At 60.4% G+C, this 22,040-nt stretch carries 13 protein-coding genes; 12 read left to right on the top strand and 1 reads right to left on the bottom strand.

What is annotated here, in order from left to right; all coding sequences use genetic code 11:
* Positions 1 to 431: 431 nt before the first annotated feature.
* From AC1ROI_RS01110 to AC1ROI_RS01065, 10 genes are all read left to right on the top strand, one after another.
* Positions 432 to 1,889 (top strand): serralysin family metalloprotease, encoded by a 1,458-nt coding sequence (locus AC1ROI_RS01110; protein ID WP_077747856.1) that lies wholly within the window; start codon positions 432 to 434, stop codon positions 1,887 to 1,889.
* Positions 1,890 to 1,963: 74 nt separating this feature from the next.
* The gene (locus AC1ROI_RS01105; RefSeq protein ID WP_077747857.1) at positions 1,964 to 2,389 is read left to right on the top strand and encodes an AprI/Inh family metalloprotease inhibitor; all 426 of its coding nucleotides are present in this window, start codon (positions 1,964 to 1,966) and stop codon (positions 2,387 to 2,389) included.
* Between the two features lie 173 nt (positions 2,390 to 2,562).
* The gene (locus tag AC1ROI_RS01100; protein ID WP_102593484.1) at positions 2,563 to 4,338 is read left to right on the top strand and encodes a type I secretion system permease/ATPase; all 1,776 of its coding nucleotides are present in this window, start codon (positions 2,563 to 2,565) and stop codon (positions 4,336 to 4,338) included.
* Positions 4,335 to 5,684: an HlyD family type I secretion periplasmic adaptor subunit gene (locus AC1ROI_RS01095; protein ID WP_102593483.1), complete on the top strand. Its 1,350-nt coding sequence runs from the start codon at positions 4,335 to 4,337 to the stop codon at positions 5,682 to 5,684. The genes AC1ROI_RS01100 and AC1ROI_RS01095 overlap by 4 nt, the downstream gene beginning before the upstream one ends.
* 2 nt (positions 5,685 to 5,686) lie before the next feature.
* Positions 5,687 to 7,054, top strand: a complete 1,368-nt coding sequence (locus AC1ROI_RS01090) for a TolC family outer membrane protein (protein WP_102593482.1) — start codon at positions 5,687 to 5,689, stop codon at positions 7,052 to 7,054.
* A 72-nt stretch (positions 7,055 to 7,126) separates the two neighbouring features.
* Complete coding sequence (gene eprS, locus AC1ROI_RS01085; protein WP_102593481.1) at positions 7,127 to 10,084, top strand: autotransporter serine peptidase EprS; 2,958 nt, start codon at positions 7,127 to 7,129, stop codon at positions 10,082 to 10,084.
* A gap of 215 nt (positions 10,085 to 10,299) precedes the next feature.
* Positions 10,300 to 13,371 (top strand): autotransporter serine protease, encoded by a 3,072-nt coding sequence (locus tag AC1ROI_RS01080; RefSeq protein ID WP_102593480.1) that lies wholly within the window; start codon positions 10,300 to 10,302, stop codon positions 13,369 to 13,371.
* A 24-nt stretch (positions 13,372 to 13,395) separates the two neighbouring features.
* On the top strand, positions 13,396 to 15,084 hold the full coding sequence (locus AC1ROI_RS01075) for a polyurethane esterase (RefSeq protein ID WP_102593479.1): 1,689 nt from the start codon (positions 13,396 to 13,398) through the stop codon (positions 15,082 to 15,084).
* A 96-nt stretch (positions 15,085 to 15,180) separates the two neighbouring features.
* Positions 15,181 to 17,034: a polyurethane esterase gene (locus tag AC1ROI_RS01070; RefSeq protein WP_207255382.1), complete on the top strand. Its 1,854-nt coding sequence runs from the start codon at positions 15,181 to 15,183 to the stop codon at positions 17,032 to 17,034.
* Positions 17,035 to 17,234: 200 nt separating this feature from the next.
* Entirely contained in the window at positions 17,235 to 17,597 is a 363-nt protein-coding gene (locus AC1ROI_RS01065; RefSeq protein ID WP_010460382.1) for a hypothetical protein, read from the top strand.
* Positions 17,598 to 17,681: 84 nt separating this feature from the next.
* Here AC1ROI_RS01065 and AC1ROI_RS01060 read toward each other — a convergent pair whose 3' ends face one another.
* Complete coding sequence (locus tag AC1ROI_RS01060) at positions 17,682 to 17,906, bottom strand: YgdI/YgdR family lipoprotein (protein WP_010460381.1); 225 nt, start codon at positions 17,904 to 17,906, stop codon at positions 17,682 to 17,684.
* A gap of 187 nt (positions 17,907 to 18,093) precedes the next feature.
* Here AC1ROI_RS01060 and AC1ROI_RS01055 point away from each other — a divergent pair, with 187 nt between their 5' ends.
* On the top strand, positions 18,094 to 19,746 hold the full coding sequence (locus AC1ROI_RS01055) for a VRR-NUC domain-containing protein (protein WP_102593664.1): 1,653 nt from the start codon (positions 18,094 to 18,096) through the stop codon (positions 19,744 to 19,746).
* Complete coding sequence (locus tag AC1ROI_RS01050) at positions 19,743 to 22,022, top strand: ATP-dependent DNA helicase (RefSeq protein ID WP_102593713.1); 2,280 nt, start codon at positions 19,743 to 19,745, stop codon at positions 22,020 to 22,022. Before AC1ROI_RS01055 ends, AC1ROI_RS01050 begins: the two co-directional genes overlap by 4 nt.
* The last annotated feature ends 18 nt before the right edge of the window (positions 22,023 to 22,040 follow it).

Raw genomic sequence — 22,040 nt, 5'->3', positions numbered from 1 at the left:
GGGTAAATGCAATGGTGAACACGCAACGTGTTCACCATTGGCTCCTGTTCATCTGGAAGTCATCGCGGCTGGCTACCCCTCATCGGGCGTTTGATTTGGCTGATGGCATTGCACTGGCACTCATATTAAAAGTCACGGAAAAGTGAGACGCTCTCGACAAAAAACAACTTACCTCTATTTAATATTTAAATACGCAATTGTCAGACAATTAGTCCGAAACCCTCAACTAAAAACTATATTTCGACAGCGCAGGCATTGTTTCCGGGTACTTGCCGGGGCAGAACAATTTGACGTCAAAAAAAATGTAGACGTTCGATTTCGAATTGTGTCAGTTTTCTTTCGCCTTCATTGGGCGAGTGATAGGACGATCTCGCCAGAGATTGTCGCTATCTGACAAAAACTGTTCCATTGCTAAACAAGGAAGTGTGTTTATGTCGAAAGTTAAAAACAACGCTATTGATCTTGCCGAACAGGCCTTTTCGCCATTGCAAGCATTGGCTGCGCCCAGTTCTGCGTACAACCAGATCGACAGCTTCAGCCATCAGTATGACCGGGGTGGCAATCTCACGGTCAATGGCAAACCGTCCTACTCCGTCGACGAGGCAGCGACGCAATTGCTGCGCGATGGCGCTGCCTACCAGGACAAGGACGGCAGCGGAAAAATCGAACTGACCTACACGTTCCTGACCTCGGCGTCGTCGAGCACCATGAACAAGCACGGGATTTCCGGTTTCAGTCAGTTCAGCGCCCAGCAGAAAGCCCAGGCCGTGCTCGCCATGCAATCCTGGGCCGATGTGGCCAAAGTCACTTTCACCGAGAAAGCCACAGGCGGCGACGGTCACATGACCTTCGGCAATTACAGCAGCGGCCAGGACGGCGCAGCGGCATTCGCCTACCTGCCTGGCACCGGCGCCGGTTATGACGGTACTTCCTGGTACCTGACCAACAGCAGCTACACGCCCAACAAGACACCGGACCTGAACAACTACGGTCGTCAAACCCTGACCCACGAAATCGGTCACTCCCTGGGCCTGGCCCACCCCGGCGACTACAACGCCGGTGAAGGCGCGCCGACTTACAACGACGCGACCTACGCGGAAGACACCCGCGGCTACAGCCTCATGAGCTATTGGAGTGAAAGCAACACCGACCAGAACTTCAGCAAGGCCGGCGTCGAAGCCTATGCGTCCGGTCCGTTGCTGGACGATATTGCCGCCATCCAGAAACTCTACGGTGCCAACACCACCACCCGCACCGGTGACACCACCTACGGTTTCAACTCCAATGCCGGTCGCGATTTCCTGAGCGCGTCTTCGTCGTCGGACAAGGTCGTGTTCTCGGTGTGGGATGCGGGCGGCAAAGACACGCTGGACTTCTCCGGTTTTACCCAGAACCAGAAGATCAACCTCAATGAGGCCTCATTCTCCGATGTTGGCGGCATGGTTGGCAACGTTTCCATTGCCAAGGGTGCAACCATCGAGAACGCGATTGGCGGTTCGGGTAACGACCTGCTGATTGGTAATGGCGTGTCCAACGAGCTGAAGGGCGGTGCCGGCAACGACATCCTCTTCGGCGCGGGCGGTGCGGACAAGCTGTGGGGCGGTACCGGCTCGGACACTTTTGTGTTCGCAGCGAGCAGCGATTCCAAGCCGGGTGCGACTGATCAGATCCTCGACTTTGTCAGTGGCCTGGACAAGATCGACCTGACCGCCATCACCAAAGGCGCGGGCCTGCACTTCGTGAATTCGTTCACCGGTGCGGCAGGCGATGCCGTGTTGACCTCTTCGGGCGGTAACAGCCAGTTGGCGGTGGACTTCTCCGGGCATGGCGTGGCTGACTTCCTGGTCAGCACCGTTGGCCAGGCGGCGTTCTCGGACATCGCCGCGTGATGTAGCGCGATAAGGAGGGTGGCGCCGATGCGCCGCCCTCTGTGCCAAAGACCGCAGCCGGAGTACAACAACCTATGGCTCATAAAGCCTTTACCAACCTTACAACCGCGTGGCTCCTGGCGACGTTGATGATTTTTTTTGGAGAGACAGCCATGTCAAGCAGCCTGAAATTAGCGGATCCGTCGGAACTGGCCGGCAAATGGCAGGCGACTCTCAGCGCCAAAGATGACTCGCCAGAGTCCCGGGCGTTGCAAGACAAACCGTCCAACGTGTGCGTCATCGACTTTCAGCAAACCCAGACATTGGGTGAGGGCGCCAGCTGCCTTAGCGCCTGGCTGGATGGCAAAACCGCTACCGGTTGGTTCCCGGAACCGGACGGCATTGCGATCACCGGCAACGAAGGTTCGAAGATTCTATTTCTCAGCCGTCAACGTGATGGCGCTTATAAAGCCACATTGAAATCCGCGCTGGTCATAACACTTGTGCGCCAGACGCAGTAATTAAAAGGCAACGGTGAAAGAGCGACGGTCATTATCGTTATAAGCACCAAACCAGAATAAAAGTTGTTATTGGTTTGTAAGCGCTGATGCGCCAAACCTATATCTGCCTCTGCGCGGACAGTTAATGGAAACTTCGTCAGGCATGACGAGGAATAACACCTCAGGAAGAAACCATGAAGATGGCAATGAGCCCGGCCACCGCACCGTTATTCAAGGCACTGGGCGACTATAAGAGCATCCTGATCAGCGTCGGTTGTTTTACCGCGTTAATTAATGTGCTGATGCTGGTCCCGTCGATTTACATGCTCCAGGTCTACGACCGCGTGTTGTCTTCGCAAAACGAAACCACCCTGGCCATGTTGTCGCTGATGGTGGTCGGATTTTTCGCCTTCATCGGGTTGCTTGAGATCGTGCGCAGCTTCATCGTCATCCGCATCGGCAGCCAACTGGAGCGCCGTTTCAACCTGCGGGTGTATCAGGCCGCGTTCGAGCGCAACCTGCTCAAGGGCGAGGGCAACGCCGGTCAGTCCCTTGGCGATCTGACCCACATTCGCCAATTCGTCACCGGTCCTGCGCTGTTTGCCTTCTTCGACGCGCCGTGGTTTCCGGTCTACCTCTTCGTGATCTACCTGTTCAACGTCTGGCTCGGTGTGTTCGCGACCGTGGGCGCGCTGGTGCTCATCGGCCTCGCGTGTCTGAACGAGGCAATGACCAAAAAGCCCTTGGGCGAAGCCGCCGGGTTTTCCCAGAAGTCCAGCCAACTGGCCACCAGTCATCTGCACAATGCCGAAACCATCCAGGCAATGGGCATGCTCGGCGTGTTGCGCAAGCGTTGGTTCCAGGTGCATTCGCGTTTTCTCGGCCTGCAAAATCAGGCCAGCGACACCGGCGCCATCATCAGCTCCCTGAGCAAAACCTTGCGGCTGTGCCTGCAATCCCTGGTCCTGGGCCTCGGCGCGTTACTGGTGATCAAGGGCGATATGACCGCCGGAATGATGATCGCCGGCTCCATTCTGATGGGCCGTGTCCTGAGCCCCATCGATCAGCTGATCGCGGTGTGGAAACAGTGGAGCGGCGCCAAGCTCGCTTATCGTCGTCTTGATTCGCTGCTGCAAGCCTTTCCACCGAGTGACGAAGCCATGGCGCTGCCGGCGCCGAAGGGGCAGATCACCTTCGAACAAGTCAGCGCCGGCCCTCCGGGGCAACGCGCGGCGACCCTGCACATGGTCAATTTCAGCCTGAGTGCCGGCGAAGTGTTGGGCGTACTCGGCGCCTCCGGCTCCGGCAAGTCGACCCTGGCCCGGGTGCTGGTTGGCGTCTGGCCAACCCTTGGCGGCACGGTGCGGCTTGATGGCGCGGACATCCATCGCTGGAACCGCGACGATCTGGGTCCCTACATCGGTTACTTGCCCCAGGACATCGAATTGTTCAGCGGCAGCATCGCGGAAAACATCGCCCGGTTTCGCGAAGCGGATTCGCAAAAAGTCGTCGAAGCGGCGCAACAGGCGGGCGTCCATGAACTGATCCTGCGCATGCCGCAGGGCTACGACACGGTGCTGGGCGAGGACGGCAGTGGCTTGTCTGGCGGCCAGAAGCAACGGGTGGCGTTGGCCCGCGCGCTGTACGGCAAGCCAAGCCTGGTGGTGCTCGATGAACCCAATTCCAACCTCGACACCGTGGGCGAAGCGGCGCTGGCCGGCGCCATCGCGCAAATGAAGGCTCAGGGCACGAGCGTGATTCTGGTGACCCATCGTTCCTCGGCGCTGGCTCAGGCTGACAAGTTGCTGGTGCTCAACGACGGTCGTTTACAGGCCTTTGGCCCCAGCCAGGAAGTGCTCAAGGCACTCTCCGGCGCCCAGGAACAGCAACGTGAAAAACCGGCGCAAGCACCAGGCGGGCTCAGCATGAGTCGCCAGTATCAGCCTACGACAAGGAATTCGGGTGTATGACCAGCGCTCGCATGAACACTGAAAACGAAGCGACGATGGAACACGATTACATCGCCGAACGCCCTGAGCGTGATGCACGTTTCTTCTCCCGGATGGGCTGGATTCTGGCGATCGTCGGTGCTGGCAGTTTCTTCACCTGGGCCAGCCTCGCGCCGCTCGACCAAGGAATCCCGGTGCAAGGCACAGTCGTGGTCTCGGGCAAGCGCAAGGCCGTGCAATCGATGAGCAACGGCGTGGTCAGCCGTATCCTGGTGAGCGAAGGCCAGGTGGTAAAGCAGGGCCAACCGCTGTTCCAGCTCGACCAGACCCAGGTCGCGGCCGATGTGCAATCGCTGCAAGCGCAATACCGCATGGCCTGGGCCAGCCTGGCGCGTTGGCAGAGCGAGCGGGACAACCTCAAGCAGGTGAATTTCCCCGCGGAACTGAGCAACGATCCCGACACACGCCTGGCGCTGGTCCTCGAAGGCCAGCGGCAATTGTTCAGCAGCCGCCGCGAAGCGTTTTCCCGCGAGCAGGCGGGTCTGCGCGCCAGCATCGAAGGCGCCAGCGCGCAATTGGCCGGCATGCGCCGAGCGCGTACCGACCTTTCGGCTCAGGCCAGCTCCTTGCAGCAACAACTGAGTAACCTTCAGCCCCTGGCAGACAACGGCTACATCCCGCGCAATCGCTTGATGGAGTTCCAGCGGCAGCTGTCGCAGGTGCAGCAGCAATTGGCGGAAAACAGCGGCGAAAGCGGCCGGGTCGAGCAGGGCATCCTCGAGTCGCGCCTGAAGCTGCAACAGCACATCGAGGAATACCAGAAAGAAGTCCGCACGCAACTGGCCGACGCGCAACTCAAAAGCGTGACCCTGGAAGAGCAGCTGACTTCCGCCGGGTTTGATCTGCAGCACAGCGAAATCATCGCCACCGCCGACGGCATCGCGGTCAACCTCGGGGTTCACACCGAAGGTGCGGTGGTCCGCCAGGGCGACACCTTGCTGGAGATCGTGCCGCAAGGCACCCGCCTGGAAGTGGAAGGGCACTTGCCGATCAACCTGATCGACAAGGTCGGCACCCACTTGCCGGTGGACATTCTGTTCACCGCGTTCAACCAGAGCCGTACACCGCGCGTACCCGGCGAAGTCAGCCTGATTTCCGCCGACCAGATGGTCGACGAGAAAACCGGCGCGCCGTATTACGTGCTGCGCAGCAGCGTCAGCGACCAGGCCATGGAAAAACTCAACGGGCTGGTGATCAAGCCCGGCATGCCGGCGGAAATGTTCGTGCGCACCGGTGAACGTTCACTCCTCAACTATTTGTTCAAACCGCTGCTCGACCGGGCAGGCTCCGCGTTGACCGAGGAATAAGGATGTTCGGCTGTATGAATAAGCTTTCAATGCTCACAGCCACCCTGGCGTTGCTGACGTGCAACGGTGCGATGGCCGCCATGGGGCCGTTCGATATCTACGAGCAAGCGTTGCGCAATGACCCGGTATTCCTTGGCGCCATGAAGGAACGCGATGCCGGCCTTGAAAACCGCATCATAGGCCGGGCCGGGTTGTTGCCCAGGATCGGTTACACCTACAACAAGGGACGCAACACCTCCAAGGTCACCCAAATCAATGAAGGTCGGCCGGACTTCACCGAGGACCGCAACTACGGCAGCTACGGCTCGAACCTGACCCTGCAACAGCCGTTGCTCGATTACGAAGCCTACGCGGGGTATCGCAAAGGCGTGGCGCAGTCGCTGTTTGCCGACGAAGCCTTCCGCGGCAAGAGCCAGGAATTGCTGGTTCGTGTGCTGGAAAACTACACCAATGCGCTGTTCGCCCAGGATCAGATCGACATCGCGCTGGCGAAGAAGAAGGCCTTCGAACAGCAGTTCCAGCAGAACGAGCAGATGTTCCGCCAGGGCGAGGGCACGCGCACCGATATTCTTGAGGCCGAGTCTCGCTACGAACTGGCGACCGCCGAGGAAATCGAGGCACGCAACGAGCAGGACGCGTCCTTGCGCGAACTGGGCGCGCTGATTGGTGTGCCGGCCGTCGACATCACCGATCTGGCGCCACTGGACCAGAACTTCCAGACCTTCAGCCTGCTGCCGGCCAACTACGACACCTGGCACGAGATGGCCGTGGCCAACAACCCGAACCTGGCCTCCCAGCGTCAGGCGGTGGAAGTCGCGCGGTATGAAGTCGAACGCAACCGCGCCGGACACCTGCCGAAAGTCAGTGCCTACGCTTCGGTGCGCCAGAACGAATCGGAAAGCGGCAATACCTACAACCAGCGTTACGACACCAACACCATCGGCATTGAAGTCAGCGTGCCGTTGTACGCCGGCGGCGGGGTGTCGGCGTCGACCCGTCAGGCCAGCCGCACCATGGAACAGGCCGAGTACGAACTGGACGGCAAGACCCGTGAAACCCTGATCGAGCTGCGTCGGCAATTCAGTGCCTGCCTGTCGGGGGTGAACAAGTTGCGTGCTTATCAGAAAGCCCTGAAATCGGCGGAAGCGCTGGTGGTTTCGACCAAGCAAAGCATCCTGGGCGGTGAGCGGGTGAACCTGGATGCGTTGAATGCCGAACAACAACTATTTACCACCCGCCGGGATTTGGCTCAGGCAAGGTACGACTACCTGATGGCCTGGACCAAGTTGCATTACTACGCGGGGACCTTGAATGAGCAGGATCTGGCCAAGGTGGACGAGGCATTCGGTCAAGGCCCGAGATCTCAATGATTTGAGCTTTTGCGTTGCAGCCCCTAGTGGGCAACCAGAATTCTAAAAACGCCAAAAAAGCGAGAAGTTGACATGGACGTACAGATCAAGCCGATGTCGGTCGGCACGTTATTGCTCTGGATTTCAGTAGCGCCAGGCTCGGCCCAGGCGCTTTATCAGGAAAACGGCACCCTGGGCGATGCGGCCAGTTGGCGCTCGGTGGAATTTCAGCGGGACTGGGGACTGGCCCGCATGCAGGCCGACCAGGCCTACGCCGCTGGCATCACCGGCAAGGGTGTGAAAATCGGCGAACTCGATTCAGGCTTCGATGCAGCCCATCCCGAATTCGCCACAGACCGTTACCACGCGGTGCTGGCCAGCGGCAGCTACGTCGACGGTTCACTGTTCAATGTCGACGGCACCCTCAACGCCAACAACGACTCCCACGGCACCCATGTCGCCGGCACCATTGGCGCCTCCCGCGATGGCACCGGCATGCACGGTGTGGCGTACAACGCGCAGGTCTACGTCGGCAATACCAACAAGAACGACAGTTTTCTGTTCGGCCCCAATCCGGATCCGCGCTACTTCAAAGCGGTCTATAACGCCTTGGCCGACGCCGGTGTGCGGGCGATCAATAACAGTTGGGGCAGCCAGCCAGCGGACGTCAGCTATCGTACCCTCGACGATCTGCACGCCGCCTACGCCCAGCACTGGAACAAAGGCACCTGGCTCGATGCGGCGGCTGACGTTTCCCGTCGCGGTGTGATTAATGTGTTCAGCGCCGGTAACAGCGGTTACCCCAATGCCAGCGTGCGTTCAGCCTTGCCTTACTTCCAGCCGGACCTGGAAGGCCACTGGCTGGCGGTGTCGGGGTTGGATCAAAGTAACCAGCAAAAGTACAACCAGTGCGGAATCGCCAAGTATTGGTGCATCACCACCCCCGGTGCGAAGATCGACAGCACCATTCCCGACGCCGGTTATGCGATCAAGTCCGGCACGTCCATGTCCGCGCCGCATGCCACCGGCGCGCTGGCGCTGGTGATGGAACGCTATCCGTACATGACCAACCAGCAGGCGCTGGAAACCCTGTTGACCACCGCCACCCAACTCGACGGTTCCGTCACCCAGGCGCCCAATACCCGGGTCGGCTGGGGCGTGGCTAACCTCGAACGGGCGATGCGCGGGCCGGGGCAATTGCTCGGGCGCTTCGACGCCAATCTGGGGGCAGGGCAGAGCGATGTCTGGAGCAACGACATCTCGGACAACGCGCTGATCCAGCGGCAGAGTGAAGACGCGGCCGAACGCAGTGCCTGGCAACAGACGTTGAGGACCAAGGGCTGGGAGAATGGCGTACCGGCCGGTGCCAGTCAGCAGGATCAGACGGATTACGCCGTCGGCATGGCCCGCGATCTTGCCGCCACCACTCGGGTCTACGAAGGCAGCCTGATCAAGTCAGGAGCCGGACGCTTGATGCTGACTGGTGACAATAGCTATCGCGGGCCAACCACGGTCAATGGCGGCCTGCTGTCGGTCAACGGTTCGTTGGCATCCAGTGTGACCGTCAATGACGGGGGCACGCTGGGCGGTTCAGGACGAGTCGGGGATCTGACGGCCAATCGCGGCGCTACCGTCGCGCCGGGCAATTCCATTGGCACCTTGCAGGTCGCCGGCGACGTCACGTTTGCACCCGGCTCGACTTACGCGGTGGAGCTGTCTCCGACCGACAGCGACCGGATCGTTGCGAGCGGCACGGCCACGGTCAGCGGTGCGACGGTCAGTCTGTCACTGGAAAACAGCCCGACCTTGCTCAGCACTCAACAAGTGCAAAGCCTGCTCGGTCAGCAATACAACATCCTGCAAGCGGCCGGCGGCATTCAAGGTCAGTTCGGTGCGGTGTTGCCCAACTATCTGTTCATCGGCGGCAGCCTCGATTACGCCGCCACCGGTATTCAACTGAGCGTGGAGCGGAACGACACGACGTTCGCCAGCGTCGGCCAGACGCCGAACCAGCGCGCCGTCGCTTCCGCCGTGGAAGGGCTTGGGGCGGGGAATGCGGTGTACGAAAGCCTGTTGCTGTCGCCCACCGCGACGTCCGCACAGCAGGCGTTCCAGCAGTTGTCGGGGGAAATCTACCCGGCGTTGGGTTCGGTGCTGATCAACGACAGTCGATACCTGCGCGATGCAATCGGTGAGCGACTGGTTGACGCCAAAGGCGCGCAAAGCAATGGCTGGATCAAGGCGCTTGGGGCCTGGGGCAAGACCGATGACCGCCATGACACCGCCGGTTACACCACCTTGATCGGCGGCTTGCTTGCCGGTGTCGATGGCGCGATCGACGAGCAAACCCGGATCGGCCTGGTCACGGGTTACAGCGACAGTTCGGTGAGCATGGGCTCGGGCACGCATTCATCGGCCAAGGTCGACAGCTATCACTTGGGTGCATACGCCGGCCGCGAACTGGGCGCCTGGCGCCTGAGTGCCGGCGGTGCCTACAGCTGGCATCGTGCCGACGTGAAACGTGACCTGCAATACGGCGACGTCAGCGCGAAGCAGAAAGCCAAGGTCGATGCCGGCACCACTCAAGTGTTCGGTGAAGCGGCGTATCGCCTGAATCTGCAACCGCTCGCGCTCGAACCCTTCGCCAACCTGGCCTACGTGCACCTCGACACCGAGGGTTTCACCGAGAAAGGTGATGGCGCCGCACTGAAAAGCACCGGCGACACGCGGGATGCGGTGCTCAGCACCCTGGGCGTGCGCGCATTGAAAACGGTGAATCTGTCCGGCCAGCAGCAACTAGACCTGAGCGGCAGTCTCGGCTGGCAGCACAACCTGAGTAATACCGATGCTGAAGAACATCTGGCATTTGCCAGCGGCAGCACGGCGTTCTCGGTGGAAGGGACGCCAATGGTACGTGACGCGGCACTGGTAGGCGCGCATGCCAGCCTGGCCCTGAGCCGGGACATTCGCGTGAACCTCGATTACACCGGCCAACTGGCCAGCCGCGAGAAGAGCCATGGCGTAGGGCTAAGCCTCAATTGGCAGTTTTAAAAACACGAACAAAAAACGTGGCAAACATTAAATGTGGCGAGGGAGCTTGCTCCCGCTGGGTGGCGAAGCCGCCCCAAAACAGGCAGCGGTGATTTGGCAGACAAAACGCATCAGCCGGGTTCGCGACTGCTGCGCAGCCGAACGGGACGATGTGGCGTTCCGACAAGCCCCCTCGCCACAGAGATTTTGGCAAGACAACTAAGGATGGTCGCTGTATGAAAGTTAAGAACAACAACTTATTCGCCTTGAAAGCACTCAACCGAGCCCTGCTTTGTGCGCTGGCTTCAGTAGGCACCGCACAAGCGGTGCCCTACGTGGAAAGCGGCAAAGCAGGCGATCCCAACAGTTGGCGTAGCGCTGAGTTCAACGCTGACTGGGGCCTGGGCGGCATCAATGCCCAGGATGCCTACGCCGCCGGTTACAGCGGCAAAGGTGTGAAACTGGGGATCTTCGATCAACCGGTTTACGCCCAGCATCCGGAGTTTTCCGGTGCCAACAAGGTCGTCACGCTGGTCACCCGCGGTATCCGCGAATACACCGACCCGTACATCCCGGTCAAAGCCGGCGATGCGTTTGTGTATGACGGTTCGCCCTCGGTCGGCTACGACGGCAAGCTCGGCTCCCACGGCACTCACGTCGGCGGGATCGCGGCGGGCAGCCGTGACGGCAATCCAATGCACGGGGTGGCGTACAACGCGCAAATCATCAGTGCCGACAACGGCGACCCGGGCCCCGAAGACGGGATCATCCTCGGCAACGACGGCGCGGTGTACAAGGCCGGTTGGGATGCATTGATCGCCAGCGGGGCGCGGATCATCAACAACAGTTGGGGCATCGGCATCACCGATCGCTTCGACCTGGGCGGCCGCGACCCGGCGTATCCGCACTTCACCGTGCAGGACGCGCAACTGCAATTCAATCAGATCCAACCCATCCTCGGCACGCGCCAGGGCGGTGCCTATGACGGTGCGATCGCGGCCGCTCGCAGCGGCATCGTGACGATCTTCGCCGCCGGCAACGACTACAACCTCAACAACCCGGATGCCATTGCCGGCCTCGGTTATTTCGTCCCCGAAATCGCACCGAACTGGATGACCGTCGCGGCCTTGCAGAAGAACCCGGACCTCAACAGCCCGGACCTCTACAACATCAGCATCTTCTCGTCGCGTTGCGGCTACACCGCGAGTTTCTGCGTGTCGGCACCGGGCAGCAAGATCTTCAGTGCAGTCATCGGCGGCACCAATGCCGATAACATGACCATCGGCTACGCCAACAAAAACGGCACCTCCATGGCGGCGCCGCACGTCGCGGGCGCGGTGGCGGTGCTGATGGAACGCTTCCCGTACATGACTGGCGCCCAGGTTGCCAGCGTGCTGCGCACCACGGCCACCGACATGGGCGCACCGGGTGTCGACGCGCTGTATGGCTGGGGCATGATCAACCTGCGCAAAGGCATCGATGGCCCGGCGATGTTGGTCACCGAGCAAGACATACCCGAGGAGTTCCGCATCCAGGGCGCCTACGGCTCCAGCCAGTTTGTCGCGGACTTGCCCGGCATCGGCGCGATTATCGATGCGGGCAAACCGACCGAGCGCGTGTGCAATGACGTGCAGTGTGGCCGGGACGTCTGGCGCAACGACATTTCCGGCCACGGCGGCCTGACCAAGCAGGGCATCGGCACGCTGGTGCTGACCGGCGCCAACACTTACGCCGGCCCGACGCTGGTCAATCAGGGTCGATTGGCGATCAACGGCTCGCTGCTCTCGGCGGTCACCGTCAACGACAGCGGGATCCTCGGCGGTAACGGCCGCATCGGCGCATTGACCGCGAAAAGCGGCGGCACCGTGGCCCCCGGCAATTCCATCGGCACCTTGCAGGTCGCGGGTGACGTGACGTTCGAGCCGGGCTCGACCTACGCCGTGGAATTGTCGCCGACCAGCAGCGACCAGATCATCGCGGGCGGTAAAGCAGTGATCGAAGGCGCGACTGTCAGCCTGTCCCTGGAAAACAGCCCGACCTTGCTGACCACCAGCGACGTGCAATCGCTGCTTGGCAATCAATACAACATCCTGCAAGCAGCTGGCGGCATCGAAGGGCGGTTTGGCGCAGTCCTGCCGAACTACCTGTTCATCGGCGGCGCGCTCGACTACTCGGCTACTGGCATCCAACTGGCGGTAGAGCGCAACGCCGCGTCCTTCGCCAGCATCGGCCAGACCCCGAACCAACATGCCGTGGCTGCCGCTGCCGAGCAACTGGGCGCGGGCAATCCGCTCTATGAAACCCTGTTGCTGTCGCCAACCGCTGCCGTCGCGCAACAAGCCTTCCAGCAACTGTCCGGTGAGATTCATCCGGCGATCGGCACGTTGCTGATCAACGACAGCCGTTACCTGCGCGATGCCGTCGGCGAACGCCTGCGTGAGCGTGATCTGTTCGATGCCGCGGCACCCACCGATGACCGCAGCAATACCTGGGTCAAAGTCCTCGGCGCCTGGGGCAAGAGCGACGGCGGGCATGACAACGCCAGTTCCACCAGCTCCATCGGCGGCTTGCTGGCCGGTGTCGACGGTCTCATCACTGAAGATACGCGGCTCGGTTTCGTCACCGGGTATAGCGACAGCTCGTTGAGCATGGGCGATGGCACGCATTCGTCGGCCTCGGTCGACAGCTACCACTTGGGCGCCTACCTGGGCCATGAAATCGATGCACTGCGCTTGAGTGTCGGCGGCGCTTATAGCTGGCATCGCATCGATGTGAAACGTGACCTGCAATTCGGTGACGTCAGCGGCAAACAGAAATCCAAACGCGATGCGACCACCGCCCAGCTGTTTACCGAAGCCGCGTATCGCCTGGACCTGCAACCGCTGGCCCTGGAACCGTTTGCCAACCTGGCTTACGTGCACCTCAACCGCGACAGCTTCACCGAGAAAGGCGATGCCGCCGCGCTCAAGGGGGGCGAAGACAACCGCGACGCCGTGCTCTCGACCCTCGGTGTGCGGGCGAGCAAAGCCATTGCCCTGTCGGACAAACAGCAACTGGAACTGTCCGGCACCCTGGGCTGGCAGCACAACCTGAGCAGCACCCGTTCCGAAGACCACCTGGCCTTCGCCAACGGCAACACCGGGTTCAGCGTGCAGAGCGTGTCTCTGGATCGTAACGCCGCCGTCATTGGTGCGCGCGCCGGTCTGGCGGTGGCCAAAGATGTGCGTGTGAGCCTGGATTACAACGGACTGCTGGGCTCCAACGAAAAAGACCACGGTGTAGGTCTGACACTCGACTGGCAGTTCTGATTTAACGCAAAGGAAGCAAACAACATGGGACTGTTTGATTACAAAAATGCTGACGGCAAGGCGCTGTACAGCGACGCCATCGCCCTGACGCTGTATGCGTACACGCCAACCGGTCAGCCACTGCCGGCCACCGCGTGGGCGCCGATTGGCGCCAAGCAACTGGGTTATCAAGGCAAGGTCGGCGCTCAGGGCACTTTCTATGGTGAGAAGGACGGCTTCACCAGCGCCGAAGCCGAAGTGCTCGGCAAGTACGACACGGCGGGCAAGCTGATCGGTATCGGCATTGCCTTCCGGGGCACCGGAGGCCTGGGGTACAGCGACACCTTCGGCGACATGAAGAACAACCTGCTGGCCGCCGTCGGCCCGGTGGATTACGCGACGAATTACGCGAAAAACGCCTTTGACAACTTGCTCAAGGACGTTGCCGCGTTTTCCATCGCCCATGGCCTGAGCGCCAGGGATGTCATGGTCAGCGGCCATAGCCTCGGCGGGTTGGGGGTCAACAGCCTCGCCGAGTTGAGCGGCAACAACTGGGGCGGCTTCTACAAGGACGCCAATTACATCGCGTTCGCCTCACCGACCCAGAGCGCCACCGGCAACAACGTGTTGAACATCGGCTACGAGAACGACCCGGTGTTCCGGGTGCTCGACGGCACCACGTTCAGCAGTGGGTCCTTGGGCAAGCACGACGGTCATCAGAATTCGGCGACCAACAACATCGTCAACTTCAACGACCAGTACGCGTCCACCGCGCAGAACCTGGTGCCATTCAGCATCCTTAATCCGCTGAACTGGTCAGCCCATGGCTCGTTGGGCTATGCCGACGGTTTGAACCGGGTGATCGACTCGCGGTTCTACGACCTCACCGACAAGGACTCAACGCTGATCGTCTCCAACCTGGCGGAGTCGTCCCGGGGTACCACCTGGGTCGAGGACCTCGGACGCAGCGGCGAACCCCACACCGGCAGCACCTTCATCATCGGCACCGACAGCGACGATTTGCTCAAGGGCGGTGCCGGCAATGACTTCATCGAAGGTCGCGACGGTAACGACCGCTTGCGCGACGACGGCGGCTACAACCTTCTGCTGGGCGGCAAGGGCAGCAACACCTTCGAATTGCAGAAGCCGTTGCAGAACTTCAGTTTTGCCAACGACGGCGACGGCACCCTGTACGTGCGCGACGCCTATGGTGGCATCAGCATGACCCGCGACATCGGTTCGCTGGTGAGCAAGGAGTCGGGTTCATGGTGGGGCAGCAAGGAGGTGACTTACAGCGTCACCGCCAATGGCTTGCTCAACGGCAGTGAATTGACCCACTACAACCACTCGCTCAACGGTGACGCCTACGGCAACACACTGGCGGCCAGCGTCGACGGCGATTGGTTGTTCGGTCATGCCGGCGACGACCTGCTGCGCAGCGACAAAAGCCAGGTGACCTTCGTCGGTGGCGCGGGCAACGACCTGATGCAGGCCTCGGGAGGCCACAACACTTTCCTGTTCAGCGGCGCCTTCGGTTTCGACGCGATCAATGGCTACCAGGGCAACGACAAGCTGGTGTTCCTCGGCGTTCAGGGCGCGGGGCAGGGTTATGACTACAAGCAACACGCTTCGCAGTCGGGCCATGACACGGTGCTGAAAGTGGGCGATTTTGCCGTCACCCTGGTGGGAGTAGGACTGGACAGCCTGTCGGCGTCAGGCATCACGTTTGCGTAAAGGCTGCATGCACTAAATGCTCTGGGGCGCCTCGTGAATGAGGCGTCCTGGTTGTGAGCTATCTCTGACAATTCCAACAAAAGAGAGGCAATACCAATGGGTGTGTATGACTACAAAAACTTCGGCACAGCCGATTCCAAAGCGTTATTCACCGACGCGATGGCGATCACGCTGTATTCCTATCACAACCTCGACAATGGCTTTGCCACCGGCTACCAGCACAACGGCTTCGGCCTGGGCTTGCCGGCGACTTTGGTTACCGCGCTGCTGGGCGGCACCGATTCTCAAGGCGTGATCCCCGGCATTCCCTGGAACCCCGATTCGGAAAAAGCCGCCCTGGAGGCCGTGCAAAAAGCCGGCTGGACGCCCATCACGGCCTCGCAACTAGGTTATGACGGCAAGGTCGACGCCCGCGGAACGTTCTTCGGCGAGAAGGCCGGGTACACCAGCGCGCAGGTCGAAATCCTCGGCAAGTACGATGCTCAAGGCCATCTCAGCGAAATCGGCATCGCCTTTCGCGGCACCAGCGGCCCGCGGGAAATCTTGATCGGCGATTCCATCGGCGATGTGATCAACGATCTGCTGGCGGCGCTAGGTCCCAAGGATTATGCGAAAAACTATGTGGGCGAAGCCTTCGGCAATCTGCTCGGCGACGTCATGGCATTTGCCCAGGCCAATGGCCTGTCGGGCAAAAACGTGCTGGTCAGCGGCCACAGCCTCGGCGGGCTGGCGGTCAACAGCCTGGCGGACTTGAGCGCGGAGAAGTGGTCCGGGTTCTACCAGGATTCCAACTACATCGCCTACGCGTCCCCGACCCAGAGCAGCACCGACAAAGTGCTCAATGTCGGCTATGAAAACGACCCGGTGTTTCGGGCCCTCGACGGTTCATCCTTCAACCTGTCGTCGGTGGGTGTGCACGATGCCGCCAAGGCCTCGGCGACCGATAACATCGTCAGCTTCAACGATCACTACGCCTCGACCGCATGGAATGTGCTGCCGTTCTCCATCCTCAACATCCCGACCTGGATCTCGCACTTGCCGACCGCCTATGGCGACGGCATGAACCGGGTGATCGAATCGAAGTTCTACGACCTCACCAGCAAGGACTCGACGATCGTCGTCGCCAATCTCTCGGACCCGGCACGCGCCAATACCTGGGTTCAGGACCTCAATCGCAATGCCGAGACCCACAAGGGCAGTACCTTCATCATCGGCAGCGACGGTTACGACCTTATTCAGGGTGGCAAGGGTAACGACTACCTGGAGGGGCGTGACGGTAACGACACCTTCCGTGACGGCGGCGGCTACAACATCCTGCTGGGAGGCAATGGCAACAACGTGCTGGACTTGCAGCAGTCGGTGAAGAATGTCGACTTTGCCAATGACGGCGCCGGCACCCTCTATGTTCGTGACGCCAATGGCGGTATCAGCATCACCCGAGACATCGGCAGTATTGTCACCAAGGAACCGGGGTTCTTGTGGGGGCTGTTCAAGGATGATGTGACGCACAGCGTGACGGCCAATGGACTTGCCGTCGGCAACAACCTGACGTCATACGCGTCATCGGTGAAGGGCGGCACGGGGGCCGATACGCTCAAGGCGCATGCGACGGGCGATTGGTTGTTCGGTCTGGACGGCAACGATCATTTGATCGGCGGCCAGGGCAACGATGTGTTTGTGGGCGGGGCGGGGAATGACCTGATGGAATCGGGGGGCGGGATTGATACGTTCCTGTTCAGCGGTGCGTTTGGTCAGGACCGGGTGGTGGGGTATCAGGCAAACGACAAGCTGGTATTCCTCGGGGTTCAGGGGGTCGCGCCGAATGATGACTATCGGGCTCATGCCACGACGGTGGGACAGGATACGGTGCTGACGTTTGGCGGGGATTCGGTGACGTTGGTGGGAGTTGGGCTGGACAGTTTGTCTGGCGCCGGGATCGTCATCGCCTGAGGGTGATGTGGCGCCGGTAAGGGCCTCTTCGCGGTCAAGCCTCGCTCCTGCAGGGTTGTGCGATTCCTTGTAGGAGCGAGGCTTGCCCGCGAAGAACGATAACGCGGTAAACCTGCCTGAGAACGTGACCCGACAGTCACCTGCGGACTCCAATACCTTGCAACAACAGGATTGAGTACTGGATCAGGAGATTACGCAACGTGAGTAACAGCAAGAAGCACCTCATCGGTCTGGCGCTGGCCCTGTTATCAGGAAGTGCCGCCGCGGAGTTGCCTCATAGCTCGATTTTGAGCCGCTATGGCATGACGCCAGATCAACTGCCCACACCGGCACCGTCGGAACCCGCCGACCCGCTGGTAGAAAAAAGCCGTTTCCAGCTCCAGCCGGAAGAGCCTTTTGTGACATTTCGCTCGGGGGAAAAGCAGCCGGAGATGACAGGCAACATCAGCATCGACCACGCGATGCAGCAGGATTACGAGCGCTGCCAGAAGATTCATGAAGAACTGAGGAGGCGGGGAGGGAAGTTCATCTCCTGCGATAACAGTACGCCGTGGATGCCGTAGTTTTTCGGCCTCTTCGCGGGCCAGCCTCACATCGCACAACCCTGTAGGAGCGAGGCTTGCCCGCGAAGAACGATAATGCGGTTCTCAGTCTTCCTCGCGGACCGTGGCCACATCTTTGGCATTGACCTTCACCTTCGCGCCGGAAATATCCTCAAACTCGTAAAACCCGTCCTTGGTCTTGGTTTTCGGCATGTCCTCGGTCAAATACTGGGTGCCGTTCTGCAGCGTCACCACCGTTGGCGTGGAGCAACCGGCCAGTGCCAGGAAGGCTGCCGCTGCCAAAGGCAAACCCAGAGTCTTGATATTCATACCCACCTCTCAAATGCGTGAAAAAAGCCGCTATGCCGGTTGGTGCCGTGGAACGGCAGAAAGTTCGATGGCCACCTGAAAATAGCCAAATAGCGCCGCCGCTTATCCTTTTCCGTTTGCACCGAACGCGCTGTAACTGGTATCTGTACGCATAACCAGTACTCGCTCGCCATGGCCCTTTTTTCCTGTGACTGAAAATCCTCTCGACGACCCGTTCTATTACTTGAACAACTTCATGCAAGTGCTTGATTGGCTTGAGCATCGTTATACCGACGTGCTGAGCGACGAGGAGCAAGCCTTCATCCGCGATTTTCGTCGGCAACCCCGCGAGTCCCGGGCGCTGCTGGTCAGGATGGTGATGCGCAAGGGCCTGCATTTCAGGGCCGGCAAATTGAGTTACGTCGAGATTGGCGACATTGCCAGTGCTGCCGAGCCATTGCTGGCGGCAGGCTGGATCTCTGCGCAATCGCCGCTACAGATCGAGGAACTGTTCGACGTTCTGCTCAAGGCCGAGATTCTTCACTGCTTCGGTGCCGCCATCGATCAACCCAAAGGCAAGAAGACCGAATGGCTGGCGACCCTGAGCGAGCAGTTCTGCGAGTCGCAGAGCTTCGCGCAATGGTGCCCGCAACTGAACGACCGGCTGTTCACGCTGACCATCATGGACCTGTGCGACCGCTTGCGGCTGATGTTCTTCGGCAACCTTTATCAGGACTGGTCAGAGTTCGTGCTGGCCGATCTCGGCATCTTTACCTACGAGAAAGTCGAATTCTGCGCTGAATCCCGGGGCTTGCGCAGCCGTGAAGACGTGGACGCCTGCCTGTTTCTGCACCACTGCCAGCAACGTTTCGAGGCCGGTGAAGAGGTGGCGGACATTATCGAGCAGATCAACGAGGTGCTACTCGACAACCCTTGGCTGCAACGACGCCGGGGCAAGTTGCTGTTCCAGATTGGTCAGCATTGTGAACGCATGACGGATTTCTCCACGGCGCTGTCGATTTATCGCGATTGCGCCTACCCCGGCGCTCGGGTGCGTCTTATCCGTGTGCTCGAACGCTGTGGTGAATATCAGTTGGCCCTGCATCTGGCCACGCACGCGGTGCAATCGCCGGAAAGCGCCACCGAGCATCAGCATGTGCTGCGTGTGGTGCCCAGGTTGCGGCGCAAACTGGGCGGCCCGGCAATGAAGCGGCCATCTCCCCGGGAGATGCTGCGCCTGGACCTGCACTTGCCCAGGACCGATCCGGCGCTGTCGGTCGAATTTCATGTTCAGGCGCACCTGGCGGAGGATTCGGCGCCGGTGCATTACGTCGAGAACAGTCTGATCAACTCGCTGTTCGGCCTGTTGTGCTGGCCGGCGATCTTTGCGCCGTTGCCGGGGGCGTTTTTCCACCCGTTCCAGCGCGGGCCGGTGGACCTGCTCAACGAAGACTTCCATGCACGTCGGGCGGATGTGTTTCAGGCCTGTCTCGCCGAACTCGATGACGGGCGTTATAGCCAGACCATCCGTGAGCGTTACGTCGCCAAGTGGGGCGTGCAGTCACCCTTTGTATTCTGGGGCGCGCTGAGCGAAGAACTGCTGGATCAGGCGCTTGACTGCCTGCCCGCCGAACACCTCAAGCACTGGTTCAATCGCCTGTTGCTGGACATCAAGGCCAACCGGGCCGGGATGCCCGACCTGATCCAGTTCTGGCCGCAGCACAAGACCTACCGCATGATCGAAGTCAAAGGCCCCGGCGATCGCCTGCAAGACAACCAATTGCGCTGGCTGGAGTTCTGTCACGAACACCAGATGCCAATCGCCGTCTGCTACGTGCAATGGGCGGAGCAGAGCGCTTGAGTTACAGCATTGCGGTGCGGGCGCTGTGTGAATTCACCGCCAAGGTCGGCGACCTCGACCTGCGTTTCACGCCGTCGCCAACCGCGCTGGAAGGCATCGTCGGGCACCGCACTGTCGCCTCGCGCCGAAGCGAGGGCTATCAAAGCGAAGTCGCCCTCGAAGGCCTGTATAGAACCCTGAAGGTCAAGGGCAGGGCGGACGGCTACGACCCGGCGCAAAACTGCCTGGAAGAAGTCAAAACCTATCGCGGCGACCTGAGCAAGCAACCGGCCAACCACCGGCAGTTGCACTGGGCGCAAGCGAAGGTCTACGGATGGCTGATGTGCCAGAAGCTGGAACTGGCGCAGATCAATCTGGCGCTGGTGTACTTCGACATTGTCAGCGAAAAGGAAACCTGCCTGGTCGAAGCCTTCAGCGCCGGAGAGCTGCAGTCGTTCTTCGAGCATCATTGCGGGCTGTTCCTGCTGTGGGCCGAGCAGGAGATGGCCCATCGCGAAGCACGCAATCACGCGGCGCAGAAATTGGCGTTTCCCCATGCCGACTTTCGTCCGGGGCAACGGCACCTGGCGGAATCGGTGTTCAAGGCGGTCAGCACCGGTCGTTGCCTGATGGCTCAGGCGCCAACCGGCATCGGCAAGACCGTGGGCACGCTGTTTCCGATGCTCAAGGCCCTGGCGCCGCAGCAGTTGGACAAAGTGTTCTTTCTGACGGCGAAAACGCCGGGGCGCAAACTGGCGCTGGATGCCGCGCAAGTCATCCTGGAGAGTGCCGATGCGCCGCCGCTGCGGGTGCTGGAGATGATCGCCCGGGACAAGGCCTGCGAGCACCCGGACAAAGCCTGTCACGGTGAATCCTGCCCGTTGGCCCAGGGCTTTTACGACCGTTTGCCGGCCGCTCGCCAGGCCGCCAGCGAACTCAGCCTGCTGAATCAGGACGCCTTGCGCCGAGTGGCATCGGCGCATGAGGTCTGTCCGTATTACCTGAGCCAGGAAATGGCCCGCTGGGCCGATGTGGTGGTCGCCGACTACAACTACTATTTCGATTTCAGTGCGTTGCTGTCCGGCTTGTCTCAGGCCAATAACTGGAAAGTCGCGGTGTTGGTGGATGAGGCGCACAACCTGGTGGAACGCGGCCGGCAGATGTACAGCGCCACGCTCGATCAGTCGACCCTCAGCGGGGTACGAAAAACCGCACCGGACGCCCTGAAAAAACCGTTGCAGCGGGTCAATCGTGAGTGGAATGCCCTGCATAATCTGCAATTGGCGCCGTATCAGGCCTACGACAAAGCACCGGAAAAACTTCTCCAGGCGCTGTCGTCATGCAGCGCGAGCATCGGCGATTACCTCAACGATCATCCCCAAGGCCTGGACAGCGCCCTACAGAGTTTTTACTTCGACATGCTGCAGTTTTGCCGGGTGGCCGAACTCTTCGATGAACAGTTCCTGTTCGACATCAGCAAGCGCGACCTCGAACGCAAACAAAACCTGTCGCAACTGTGCCTGCGCAACGTGGTGCCGGCCGGTTTCATCCGCCCACGCCTGACGGCTGCCCGCAGCACCGTGCTGTTTTCGGCGACGCTGAGCCCTCGGCATTATTACGCGGACCTGCTGGGTACGCCGCCGGATACAGTGTGGATTGATGTCGAATCGCCGTTCCATGCCGACCAGTTGAGAGTGCACATCGTCAGCCAGATATCGACCCGATTCGTCCATCGCCAGGCGTCCCTCGAACCGATTGTCGAACTCATCGCCCGCCAATTCAGCCAACGCCCCGGCAACTACCTGGCATTTTTCAGCAGCTTCGATTATTTGCAGCAAGTGGCGCAGTTACTGGCCGAGCGACATCCGCAGATCACTTTGTGGTCGCAGTCCAGGGGCATGGCGGAAGGGCAACGCCAAGCCTTTCTCGACCAGTTCACCGTGCACAGCCAGGGCGTCGGATTTGCAGTGCTCGGCGGAGCGTTCGGTGAAGGCATCGACCTGCCGGGCGCGCGCCTGATCGGTGCATTCATTGCCACCTTGGGGCTGGCGCAACTCAATCCGGTCAACGAACAGATGAAGCATCGAATGGCGGCGATTTTCGGCGCCGGTTATGACTACACCTACTTGTATCCCGGCGTACAGAAAGTCGTGCAGGCGGCAGGAAGGGTGATCCGCACTCAGCAGGATCAAGGGGTGGTGATGTTGATCGATGACCGGTTCGGCGACAGCAAGGTCAAGCACTTGCTGCCGCGTTGGTGGTCGGTCGAACAGGCGCATTTGGCTTCTGGTGCGTAGGATTATTTACCTTTTAAA

The sequence above is a fragment of the Pseudomonas sp. GW823-FHT02C02 genome (assembly GCF_058797635.1).
This window is presented reverse-complemented; position numbering and strand designations above follow the sequence as displayed.

What these genes read in the sequence shown, in the direction of transcription:
- AC1ROI_RS01075 (WP_102593479.1), top strand. Translation starts at nt 13,396, where the DNA reads ATGGGACTGTTTGATTACAAAAATGCTGACGGCAAGGCGCTGTACAGC.
- AC1ROI_RS01105 (WP_077747857.1), top strand. Translation starts at nt 1,964, where the DNA reads ATGGCTCATAAAGCCTTTACCAACCTTACAACCGCGTGGCTCCTGGCG.
- AC1ROI_RS01100 (WP_102593484.1), top strand. Translation starts at nt 2,563, where the DNA reads ATGAAGATGGCAATGAGCCCGGCCACCGCACCGTTATTCAAGGCACTG.
- AC1ROI_RS01110 (WP_077747856.1), top strand. Translation starts at nt 432, where the DNA reads ATGTCGAAAGTTAAAAACAACGCTATTGATCTTGCCGAACAGGCCTTT.
- AC1ROI_RS01090 (WP_102593482.1), top strand. Translation starts at nt 5,687, where the DNA reads ATGTTCGGCTGTATGAATAAGCTTTCAATGCTCACAGCCACCCTGGCG.
- eprS (WP_102593481.1), top strand. Translation starts at nt 7,127, where the DNA reads ATGGACGTACAGATCAAGCCGATGTCGGTCGGCACGTTATTGCTCTGG.
- AC1ROI_RS01070 (WP_207255382.1), top strand. Translation starts at nt 15,181, where the DNA reads ATGGGTGTGTATGACTACAAAAACTTCGGCACAGCCGATTCCAAAGCG.
- AC1ROI_RS01095 (WP_102593483.1), top strand. Translation starts at nt 4,335, where the DNA reads ATGACCAGCGCTCGCATGAACACTGAAAACGAAGCGACGATGGAACAC.
- AC1ROI_RS01080 (WP_102593480.1), top strand. Translation starts at nt 10,300, where the DNA reads ATGAAAGTTAAGAACAACAACTTATTCGCCTTGAAAGCACTCAACCGA.
- AC1ROI_RS01060 (WP_010460381.1), bottom strand. Translation starts at nt 17,906, where the DNA reads ATGAATATCAAGACTCTGGGTTTGCCTTTGGCAGCGGCAGCCTTCCTG.